The following is an 11,417-nucleotide window of genomic DNA, read 5'->3' as shown; positions in this document are numbered from 1 at the left end:
ATGCCTAATTTGCATCTTGAAATAGCATATTACAATGAAGAGCAAAAAAATTTGTTTCAAGGTTTTCCTAATGCTAATGCTTTAAATCAAATTGTTGAAAATGGACTTACAATAACTGATGATGAGTTTCTTGCCTATATGATGTTTACATGGCAAATGGATGTTAATGGATTTAGAACATATGCCGAGTTAAGTGCGTTGGTGCAAGACAATCTAGGTGCTGTTAATCAACTTTTATCGTTTAATAATGGTAGCATACAAGCAAGAGTAATTGGCAACGATTTAATGCAAACTGGATATACCGAACGAATTGGAGTTTCACTTGGTTTATGCTTATTAAACAAAATCCACAACTTAACAGCGGCTGATTGGAAAAAAATCCCAACAGTTCCCGGAAGAAACGGACACCCAACATTTGATTTTGACCTTCCAATTGCATCAACTGGCAATAATTTTATCCAAGGTGAAAACAAAGGAAGTGCAGTTACAGACAACTCTATTCAGAATAATTCAATTGAAGCACATTATTCAAGTATCAATAGAAAGAAAAGATATGTTAGGGAACAAGAAGCACAATTGCAAATTCCTATTCATCAAAACTTGTATTATGGAACAATTGGAGTTTTAGACAATAGACCCAATAGCAATGCAAAAATTTGGCTAGTTGACCCTCCTGCATTTGAAATCGAGATGGAACCAAGAAAATACAAGCTATTGGCTCGACTTAGGTACTATCTTGACGAATTCAGAAACATTGGCGTAAAGAAGAAAATAACTGATGCATTGGAGTTAAGAATTAAGGAAATTGAAACTTCAAAAGACTACAATCAATTCAACTTCAAAAAACTAGACGACAAGTTTCCAGTAAAAAGTGGTTATTATCTTTATATGGAAGGAAATGTATTAGCAATTGTTTACACAAGCGAGGCATTTGGACGAATTTTTCTTGTAGAGGAGGAACAAAGAATCGTTCCATACCTATTGGCATTTCCAAAATCGATTATGCGTTTAATAATAAAACAAGACTTTGAATCAATTTTGAATTATGAATATAACCCAGATTTCATAAATGAAAACATTCAAGTTTTAATGAGATTTACTGAGTCTGAATTCTTTGAAAAGAAATTAAGAGAAAATTTGAAGTTTGTTTTCAACAAAAGAAACAAATATTTTGAGGCGGTTTATTTTGGTAAAGTTAAACATACTAAAGATGGAAGAATATTTGGAAAATTAAAAAATGAGAGTTAATAAATAAAACCTACCCAATTTGCAGGCACATTGCCAAAGCCCCGCAAGCCCACGCAAAGATCAAAGCTTTGTCAAAGAACTTGCAAAGCCAACGCTGGACAAAATTGCTTTTAAAAAATTTCCAGACCCTTAAAAAAAATAAAAAACGCAACGCACAACCCGTTACAGAAAGACAAAAAATCAAACGAACAATGACACTCAAACCCAACACTGACAATGGTTTGCAAGGACGATTGACACAACACCAGTTGCCAACAACTAAGCTTTCGTTGTGTGCGAAGCACGAACATTGAAACCGCTGTTGCACTGCCTGCCCCGATTCTTTCGGGGAAACCGTGAAGTTCTTATGGGGATTGAGTCGGGATTTTTGGTGGGATTTGAGTAGGCTTAAAACTCTAACTAACCCTAAAATCTATTTACACACTTTTCGGGATGGTGTCTCTTTCGGCTATTGGTTTCTCCAGCAGGATCCAACTTGACTACAGTTGAGCTTGAGATTTGAACATCCATCTTCTATTTCCCTGATTTTGCATTCGGACATCAGATTAATGCTTATCAATTAATACACTAGGCGAAAATGTTCAACTTGCTGTTCTCCAGACTCCAAGATTTAATTTTTTTGATCTATATTCCATGGATAAGTCAAACTTTTACCAAAGTGCTATTCCTGGAAGAATCGAATGATTTCAGTCATGTACGCAGGAAGGTCAATGCTCAAGTAACCCGTTTATAGCCGTGCCGCAAACTTTTTAATAGTTATTTCAGAATCCAAAACACCTCAACACATCCTTATGAAAACACTTTTTACTTCAACTTTTGCAGGGATGCTCCTGCTTGGATTGATCTCATCCTGCACTTCGAATCAGGACAAAGAGGATCCCGGCAAGCGGCTGCTTGGACTGGGATTTGGTATAAGCAATGCGACTATTCTGGTCGAAGACTTGGACAGTGCCAGAAATTTCTATGCGGCTGTTCTTGGATTTGATATGCCTCCGCCTGAGAGATTTCAAAACGGGATTTATCCCGGTACACGCAGTGCCTCTGTTGGATTTGCAGATATGTCCTCTTTCGAACTTCTTGGTATCAGCGATTCTGCCGCCGTTTCTGCCCCGTCGTTCATCAAGTCGTTTTTGAAACTGCAGGAAGGCGTTCGGACGTATTCACTTTCCACTTCTTCAGCAGAAGAGACACGACATTGGCTCAGTTCGGTGGGTTTTGCGATGGACTCGCTCCAATCAGGTCGCACCAAGGCAGAACTGCCAAAAGGATGGGATTGGGATAGCGGTGGGCCTGAGTGGCGCAGTGCGGATTTTGACCATAAAGATCCTTCCGCGCACCTTCCCAACTTTATGGAATACGTTGGGTTTCCGTATTTTGAATTCGAAGATCAATGGGAGTCCGTTCATAGTTCGTGGCGTCAATACTACAATCATCCCAATGGCGTAGTAGGCATGTCAGCCGTACGTGTTGCGGTGACCAATCTGAAGGAAGCTCGCAAAGAGTTCAAAAAATTCGGATTGACCGAACTGGAATTCACTGAAGCTCAGCATTTGGCGCGCTTTAAGATCGCCCATAACCAGGAACTGCATCTAATGACTTCCCAAACCCCTGAACACGGAATTGATACATTCTTGAAGACACGCGGGCAGGGTGTGTTTGCTTTGCGATTTGAAGTGAAGAATCTGACAGAGACCAGGGAGTTTCTGAAGAAAAACCTGCCGGCAGAAGCGCTGCGTATGGAAACCTTACCGGAGCGTTTGGTGGTGTTGAAGGAATACGCTCGGGGAGTTCAGCTTGAATTTGTTGAAGAATCCAAGGAGCAGGCTGCCATGGCCCGGATCTACACTTTCGAAAAAGGTAAGAAGCTTGACAGTGTTTCGATAGAATTTGCGTCCAACATGTACATAAAATATTGTTCGCTCTGCCATGGCAAAGACAGGGAAGGCTATGCGGCAGATTTTGCCCCTTCGCTGCGTTCACCTTCATTGATGGCCACCACGCAAAACTCCAATTACCTCCGGCATGCAGTCTCTTACGGACGCCAGGGAACCGCCATGGCAGGCTATGCCAAAAGTCAGGGTGGCCCCTTGAACGAAGTTGACATAGACCTTTTGTTGCAATGGCTTTATGAATTGAGCGGGGTGGAGAAGGCCGTTGAGTTGTCGACAGAATCTGTAACCGGAGACTTGGCAATCGGAAAGGAACTTTATACGCAATACTGTGCAAGTTGCCATGGTGAAAAAGGTGAGGGAATCAACGCTCCAGCACTGGGGAATCCCATGCTGCTGGCGACGGCAAGCGATGCGTTTTTGCGGTACGCGATCTCCGAAGGAAGAGAAGGCACACCGATGGTCGCTTTCAAGGACAGTCTAAAATCCGCAGAAATAGATGCACTCACTGCCTATCTCCGAAGCCGGGCCTCAGGATGGAATGCTCCCGGGGCGATTACTGTGACGGAACCGCTTCCCGAAGATTATGTATTGAACCCAGAGAACAAGACTCCAGAATTTACACTTCGTGAAGGGCTTTATGTATCTTCTGAGCAACTTCTGAAAGCTCTGCAGGACAGTGCGCGATTCGTCATGCTGGACGCACGTTCCAAGGCGGCGTGGCACCAGACACATATTCCGGGGGCTGTTTCTGTTCCCTATTACGAAGAGCCGGATACATTTATCGAGCATCTTCCCAATGACAGTACAATGATCGTTGTCTACTGCGCTTGTCCCCATGCAGCATCGCAGCGGGTGGTAAATACACTGAAACGTTTTGGTTACAAGCATACTGCAATCCTGGACGAGGGTGTTCTGGTCTGGGCGCAGCGTGGCTATCCGATTCAATCTGGGCAGGTTGAATAAGCAATGAAATTTTAAGTGGTCAAAAGTTCATTGGGGTGTGTATCCGGAAGATTTCAAAGCAAGAGGTTTTATTTCCAAATGCGCTGATTATATCGGTTTCCCAGTTCTCTAATTTGATTCTGACGGGCTAATTTGATTCATGATTTTTTCTGTAATTGAAAGTTTAACTATTTGGGATGGCTGTTTCAAATGACGATCAATTTGTCTTGGATGTGCTTAAAGGAGAGTGAAAGCCATCTTTGGAAGACTCGGATGCTTTGAAAAAGAAATTAGATCATCCCTTGATGTCTATTTTTTGGGAGATTACAACTTTACTTTCCGTGTGCTTCGGCTTTTTCGCAGTTGGTCTTGCTATGTCAAATCACACCTAACAGAGCCAATTACGGATTATTTGGACTGTTTTGGCATAGATAAAAAGTATTAATACTAAATACTATCTTGAATAAGATCAAGTTTTCAATTTACGGAACCCGTCTAAACGGCTTAGAAATGGGTTTTTTACCGAAATAGACTAGTTTTATCACAGTCTGACGTTATGCGATGGCTAAAAAAACGACATGGTAACAATTTAAATTCAGAGATATGAAAAATAGATTGACCCATTTTGCCATTCACATTGATGGCATTGAACGGGCAAAAAGTTTTTATGATGGAGTTTTTGATTGGGGTTTCAACTCTTACGGAGAATCAGACTTTTTACAGATAAAAACCGATAAGACAGAGAACGGAGAACTCATCGGAGCCTTGCAATCAAGGAATTATTCACCTGTTCCTGAAAATCTAATTGGTTTGGAATGTACCATTGGCGTTGAGAACGTTGATGATATTGTTGAAAGTGTAAATAACAACGGTGGACAACTTCTAATCCCTAAAACAGCCATTCCTTTTGTGGGTTGGATTGTGAAATTTTTGGACACAGAAGGAAACCTGATTTGTGCAATCCAAAATGACAACAGGGCAAGATGACAAAGTCAAGACCGATACCCCCAGACTTTCAATTCTTGTTGGACTTTAAAGATCAGGAAGTCATAGACTTGTTTAAAGATTTGAGAGAACTTATTTTGGAATTGTACCCAAATAGTAATGAACTGCTTTATCACACTCACGCCTTGACGGCAGTTTTTTCAATTTCTGATAGGCTATCAGATGCATTTTGTATGTTGCCGATTTACACAAACCATTTGAACTTGGGTTTTAACAAAGGGACACTTCTAAAAGACCCGAATCAACTATTGACCGGAACAGGAAATTTAATACGACATATAGATGTAAAAAAACCAAGTGACTATCGAAACCCTAAAGTGACTGAATTGATAAAAGAAGCAATCGAATTTGCAATAAAAGATATGGACAAACCCACTAAATCTATTGGACAGACAATATCTAAAATAAAGAAATAATAGAAAGCTGACCGCCTAACAGTGTATATAATAAGGTGGTAAATTCAAGCGCTTAGTGCATTTAAGTAAATTTGGTACAAGCCGACAAGAAAGTGCATCGAAAACCGACAAAAGTCATATTCTCGAACCGCTAGGGCGTAACGACTGGCATTTTGAAAATGGCCTGGAATTTCAATCATGACTTCTAAGCTTTCCCCTGCTCATTATGCTGTTCTGGAGACGGGTTTCCCATATTTTTGCCTTCAACTAATCCATTACGGGATCAACAAGAAAGTTTATTCGGATCAGTCGGCCCGATCGGGCTTCCGCAGGGATTGTTCTTTTCTTTTGCCTCCTGACATCGCTTGCAAGCTTCTTCAAAATTGTAAAGTGGACTGGGCGGATTTGGTTTGAAAAACAAATCCATCTGGGCCAGCGCACACAAAGTCAGCGCATCATTTGGATCGGGAGGAGCGGGGACGCCGGTTCCGGATTCATTTCCATACCATCTTTTGCAAGCCTGAGCTTTGGCATCTTCCGGTTCCAAATTGGGGTTTTCGGTGTAGAGCTTCAGAAAAGTCGCTGCAACCAGATCCTGAGCTTCATACTGGCGTATGTCCGGTATTTGGGAAGCATCTTTGGTGCATTTTCCAGTCACTCCGGCTGCAATCATGTGGTTTCCGATGAAATAGGGGGTTTCCCGCTTGGAGTCAGGCCGAACTTTAAATTTGCCTGTCTGCATCACATCCACCAGGGGAATGGAGTAGGGGACGCCGCTGCTTTCTCCTTTCAGCGTCGGAAGAATATCTGTGTATGCTGTCCGAAACCAACCCGGTGCCTGAGGATCATAAAGCGGAGAACCGCAGATCAGCAGGGGCAGCGTGTACTTGCTATCCTCGGGCCAACCCGGAGGAGTTAGGTACAGCTCCAGCATTGATTTGATATAGTCCCGGTCCTCAGGCCCGTCAAAAAAAGCCGAAGCCATCATAATAGGCATGTAGTCGTTCGGGTATTCGCTTTCACCCGATCCCGGAGCGGCAACCGGATTCACATCGATAAAGGTCTTGTACAGATCCACCTCGTCAGCCGGAACCCCTGCAGCCGAGAGCATCCTGCCCCAGCGCTGCATGGTCATGGCGTTTTCAAAAGTCCCTGCCTGAAGCACAGCCCAGGGCGGATAATGAAGCAAGAGAAGCCCTTTTTGACCGATTACATTCAGTCCCAAAGGCGGAAAAAGCGTCCATTTGGAGGTGCCGTCGTATGGGTTTTTGTTGACCGAATAGTTGTTCAGGGGATTCCAAACTCCAAAACGCTCCATCAGCCGTTTGCCCCGGATGGCTTTTCTGGCATTTTTTGAATTGAAAATCTGGCTATGTCGATCGCCAAAGGTCTTCAAAATGGCTACCGATGCTGAGCCGGAGAGTTCGATGAAATATTCCTCATTTTCTTTGATGACCTTGACCTGATCCACTCCGGAAATGCGGTCTGCTTTTAGGGAGTTTTGGGTGTAATGGCGAATGACATCGGCTCTAGTCTTGAAGTTCAGGTCTTTGTTGGCAAATTTTGCCGCGGGAAAAAGCTCGTTCATGGCCCGAACCGGACCCAATGAATATCGGTGAGTGGTCATAATTCAGCAGTTTGGATTGGTGCTCGGAGATTTCCATTCAGAAAAATCAGGAATCACAAAAAGCCCGTCTGTGCTGACTTTGTCATTGGGATTCCAGGTGGTTTTCACCCAAAAATTCATTGCATCCGGGTAATGCTGCAAGTAGAGATGGCAATTTCCGGGTTCGTTGTCAAAAGTGGCCACCACTTTTCCCTTCAAGGAGTTGATCTCAGCCAGTGCCTCGGATTTGTAGTCTACATCAGTTTGGGTTTTTACTTTCTTCAGTTTGAGCTCACATCGGCCTTTCCAATAGGGAAATCCCCTGTTTGTCATGTCCAGTGCAGTTCCCAAACCCATCCCGTTTTTGAGTCCTGGATCGCCTATATGTCTTCCCGTGAGGTAAAAAAGCATTGCCCCGGCATCATAACAGGCATTGGCGAAATCGACTGCTCCGGGGTTTGGAAGATCAATCGAGGCATAGTCGTCTGTAAAAAACGTATTGCCCCAATAGGTGATAAAAGGTTTCAGAGAAGCGCTATTCGGATCCAAACCAGCTTGGGTAAGCGCATAGCTGACGCTCCAATTCATGTCTGAAAGCTTCAGATTGGCAGCGACTTTTGCAAAATCCGGGTATTCATCGCCCTGATCTGCGGCAAAGTTTTGAATGATGATCAGGTTTCTCCGCGCAGTTGAGAACAGGGTGTCGTCAAGGTCAAAAACTACAATTGGCAAAAGGGATTGGGATTTGATGGCAGGAATAACTTTTTGAAGTTGTGAAAAATCACTCATGGTTTTTTGGTTGTTTAATGGGTTTTAAAAAAGAAAAGAAGATAAGTGAATCTCTCAATAAATCAATGACTTGCCCTTGGAAAACCTGGCGTTTGTTTCCTCAGCTACAGTTTTGCCCTGTGCCGTGAATTTTTCATAAAATGAGTTGAGGTTTACAAGAGGTTTTGCCCCGACAAATTCCTCAGGCAAGCCCGAAAGTCCCTCCAAAGCAATGCTCATTAAAGTTTTGGAAAGGCTCAAAATCTGGGCTGATTCAAATCCAAAAGAAGCTTCCCTGTAAAGCGTGTTGATTTCATTTGACAAAGGCAAGAGCAATTCAAGCGTCTTGTCAAGTGATTTCTCCGAATAGAGAAGGCCAGTGTAGAAAAATGCCGGTACCAATTGCCAATCTCTGGGAAGTGCGTCCGCAGTTCTGATTTCCAGAAAGCCTTTGGGTCTCACCTCGGGATAAAGCAAAGAAAGGTGGTTGTCAAGGTCTTCCAAAGTGGGGGAAATTCCTTCAGTTGGATTTTTCAACCAATAATCCCAGGTAATATTTGCTGGAAAAACCCGATCCCCCAAACTTAAAATATGAATAATTGGAGCCTTCATGGCCAAGTCCAAATATGCATCGATCAGGTTTTCTTGGGTTGGAAATCCAGAACTTTTCCCCCAGTCCAAAATCCCCGATCTGCTTGGATCCAGGTTTTGCCAGATAAAGCTGCGATGGGATTTTCTCTCCATTACTTTCCCCTGAATTATTCCTGAGTTTGCGAAAATCGCTGTCGCAAATGGCACCAACAGATTAGCCGCCGTCATTCGTTTGACCCTTGTTTCCTGATCCTTGCCTACGTCAAGGTTGACATGAAGGGAGCAGGTTTGACGCATCATTTGGATGCCGTATGGGCTGATTCCTGAAAAATACCTTTGCAATGCCCGATATCGGGGTTTATCGAGTTGAAGTCCGATTTGATCAGCATCAAACCAGGGATTTGTGCCCAATTGAGCGAAACTGATCTGACTTTTTTCCGAGATGAGATCCAAAATATTTTGGCTGAACTGGAGGTGGGAAACTAATTCCTGTAAAGAGCCACAGGCTGCTGTGACGATTTCTACCTGTCCTCCCGGTTCAAACTGAAATGAGTTTCCGTTTGGGAATTCGATGTCAGAAACACACTTTTTTTCTGCTGATTTTGCAGTGCCTCCAAATCCTTTTGAAGTGTTTACTAGCTCTTCAAAAAGTGAGAATGGATTGCCCAGAAGCGGCACGGGAAGGACTTTATTTTGACTGTTTTCCGTGAATCGAACCGGAAATACCTCCAATTCTATCCCCACAAACCCCGGTCCTTTTGAGTTTTTGTTTTGGGAAGGAGTCGGTTCAAAAAGCACCTTTTCAATGTAATTCCGACATATTTCTGGGCTTAGTTTTTCAATAGGTTTCTCCATGAATTATCAAAAAATTCGGTTTTAGGATTGGTCTTTGTGTGGATCGGTTTCTACGTTTTTCTCTTTGATCTGAATTTGGTCCAGCAAATTCCAAAGTTCGGGCGCCTGAAAAGCAAGTCCTCCACCGCCACGATTCGCCTGACTGATTTGCCTGTTGATGTCCGAGATGATGATGAATCCAGGTTGTAGGTTGATAGCGATACCCCATTTGGCATGGTCTTTTTCAAAAGCCCAAGTGAAGCCTTTCATTCCAATTTGGCTCAGATCTACGTCTACAATATCTTCGGTGATATCCGAGATTCCAGCATCCAAGTCTGCAAAAACGACTCCTCTTCTCCAGGATTCCACATCGATATCACATTTCAGGGTAGGCCCTACTAGATCTTTCCAAAAGTCCTTACCGATCTTGGTTCCTTTGGGAGGCATGCTCCAAGATTTATTTTTTGCGATCAGGCTAAATTGGACACCATTGTGAGTTTCAAATTGAAAGTGAACAGGTGCTGTTGGTTTGGGAGTTGGTACACCATTGGCAAATTTGAATAGGGCTTCCTCAGTTCCAGTTTCCGGTAAATGACTAGCATAAACCTGTGCTTCATGCTGTGCATTCAGGATTTCTGCAAGTTGATTTGCGGTGTCGTAATCCTTGAGGCTTACACACAAATAGGTTTGTCCAAACTTTCGCTCATAGTCGGGAAGTACTTTTGCTCCCTCTGTTGGAAATCTGGGAGTGGAGTGAAGCAGGTAAAACCCGCTGTTTGTCTTTTTTGAAAAAGCCAAAACGCCCTTTGTATGTCCCTTCGTTCCTTTGTTTTTGGGATTTGGATTTTCTGGGGTGGGAGGGATTTCATCATTCCAAAGGATGTAGCCATAGCCGGATTCAGGGGAAAATATCTGATCAAGTGTCAATCCCAAAGCGGATTCCGGATGATCCAGCGAAATAGGGGATTGGGAAAGTCCATTCTCAGCAATCGAATCGGAATATAAAAATTCATACCCGGTGGTGTTTTTTTTAGGGCCGATGTTAACCGGTAACTTGTAGCTAAACCACCAATCTACCACTTGACCCGATTGATTGCTTAAGGGAGAAATCATGGTTTTTTGGCGTTTTTTAGCGATTCGAGTTTGCTTTCCAAAACTTCAAAAAACCGGGCTGCAATATTGATGTGGAAGATTTTTCCGATTTCCTTAATACCTGTGGGACTGGTCACATTAATCTCCGTCAGGTAATCTCCGATCACATCGATTCCGACGAAAAACAAGCCCCGCTTTTTCAGCTCAGGGCCGATCTCGGCACAGATCCATTTGTCCCGATCGGTCAATTCAAATCCTTCTGCCACTGCACCTACTGCCAGATTTCCACGGTGATCATCTCCTTTTGGAATTCGGGCTATGCCAAAATCAATTGCTTCTCCATCGATCAAAATGATACGTTTGTCTCCCTTTTCTGCGATTTCTGGAATATAGGCCTGGGCCTGGATATAGCAGCTCTCCTTTTGAGTCAATTCCTCAATAATGACATTCGTATTTGGGTCGCCTTCCTGGATTACAAAGATGGATTGACCGCCCATTTTGGCTGTGGGTTTTACCACTATTTTGTGATGGATTTTGAGAAAATCTCGAATCGCAGCTTTGGATCGGGTCAGAAGGCTGGGAGGGCAGCACTGAGGAAACCAGGCTGTGAAGACTTTTTCGTTGACATCCCGAAGCGATTGGGCGCGGTTGAGTACCAGCACACCTTCTGCTTCAGCCCTTTCCAATATGTAAGTGGCCATGATGTACTCGATATCAAATGGCGGATCCTTCCGCATCACAATGACGTCCAAATCCGCTAAACTGCCATAGGTCTCCTCCCCAATTTCGAACCAGTGATGGTAGTCGTCGAATACCTTCACCCTTCGCATCCTTCCTTCGGCACGTCCATTCCTCAAAAAAAGATCTTTCATCTCCAAATAGACGAGTTGCCAACCCCGGGCTTGTGCCTCCAGCATCAAAGCCAGGGAGGTGTCTTTTTTGGGATTGATGGATTCGATGGGATCCATCACTATACCTATTTGAAAACCACTCATAAATTAACTTTCGGTTAATTGATTCTGAAAAATTAAACATCAGCACCTT

General features: G+C 43.3%; 9 protein-coding genes. 4 read left to right on the top strand and 5 right to left on the bottom strand.

Annotated features, from left to right (window positions below; all coding sequences use genetic code 11):
• The 4 genes from B0E43_RS27120 (at position 1) to B0E43_RS27105 (ending at position 5,503) form a co-directional block, all read left to right on the top strand.
• A complete protein-coding gene (locus B0E43_RS27120) occupies positions 1-1,248 on the top strand; it encodes a hypothetical protein (protein WP_077347650.1) in 1,248 nt (415 codons plus the stop codon).
• A 791-nt stretch (positions 1,249-2,039) separates the two neighbouring features.
• Positions 2,040-4,103 carry a c-type cytochrome gene (locus B0E43_RS27115; RefSeq protein WP_077347648.1) on the top strand — a complete coding sequence of 688 codons (2,064 nt, stop codon included), beginning with the start codon at positions 2,040-2,042 and terminating at the stop codon, positions 4,101-4,103.
• Positions 4,104-4,685: 582 nt separating this feature from the next.
• Positions 4,686-5,069: a VOC family protein gene (locus B0E43_RS27110; RefSeq protein ID WP_077347646.1), complete on the top strand. Its 384-nt coding sequence runs from the start codon at positions 4,686-4,688 to the stop codon at positions 5,067-5,069.
• Positions 5,066-5,503: a DUF1801 domain-containing protein gene (locus B0E43_RS27105; protein WP_077347644.1), complete on the top strand. Its 438-nt coding sequence runs from the start codon at positions 5,066-5,068 to the stop codon at positions 5,501-5,503. Before B0E43_RS27110 ends, B0E43_RS27105 begins: the two co-directional genes overlap by 4 nt.
• 262 nt (positions 5,504-5,765) lie before the next feature.
• Here B0E43_RS27105 and B0E43_RS27100 read toward each other — a convergent pair whose 3' ends face one another.
• From B0E43_RS27100 to gshB, 5 genes are read right to left on the bottom strand one after another with little or no spacing between them, the layout of a single operon-like run.
• On the bottom strand, positions 5,766-7,109 hold the full coding sequence (locus B0E43_RS27100) for a hypothetical protein (protein WP_077347642.1): 1,344 nt from the start codon (positions 7,107-7,109) through the stop codon (positions 5,766-5,768).
• A gap of 3 nt (positions 7,110-7,112) precedes the next feature.
• Positions 7,113-7,877, bottom strand: coding sequence for a hypothetical protein (locus B0E43_RS27095; protein WP_077347640.1), 765 nt, complete (start codon positions 7,875-7,877; stop codon positions 7,113-7,115).
• Positions 7,878-7,931: 54 nt separating this feature from the next.
• The gene (locus tag B0E43_RS27090; protein WP_077347638.1) at positions 7,932-9,302 is read right to left on the bottom strand and encodes a glutamate-cysteine ligase family protein; all 1,371 of its coding nucleotides are present in this window, start codon (positions 9,300-9,302) and stop codon (positions 7,932-7,934) included.
• A 21-nt stretch (positions 9,303-9,323) separates the two neighbouring features.
• Entirely contained in the window at positions 9,324-10,394 is a 1,071-nt protein-coding gene (locus tag B0E43_RS27085) for a deoxyribonuclease II family protein (protein WP_077347636.1), read from the bottom strand.
• The gene (gene gshB / locus B0E43_RS27080; RefSeq protein WP_077347634.1) at positions 10,391-11,368 is read right to left on the bottom strand and encodes a glutathione synthase; all 978 of its coding nucleotides are present in this window, start codon (positions 11,366-11,368) and stop codon (positions 10,391-10,393) included. The genes B0E43_RS27085 and gshB overlap by 4 nt, the downstream gene beginning before the upstream one ends.
• Positions 11,369-11,417 lie beyond the last annotated feature (49 nt).

Origin of the sequence: Algoriphagus sp. A40, assembly GCF_002002735.1 — a bacterium.
Classification (GTDB): Bacteria; Bacteroidota; Bacteroidia; order Cytophagales; family Cyclobacteriaceae; genus Algoriphagus.
The sequence above is the reverse complement of the archived record's forward strand: the minus strand, read 5'-3'. Positions and strand labels throughout refer to the sequence as shown.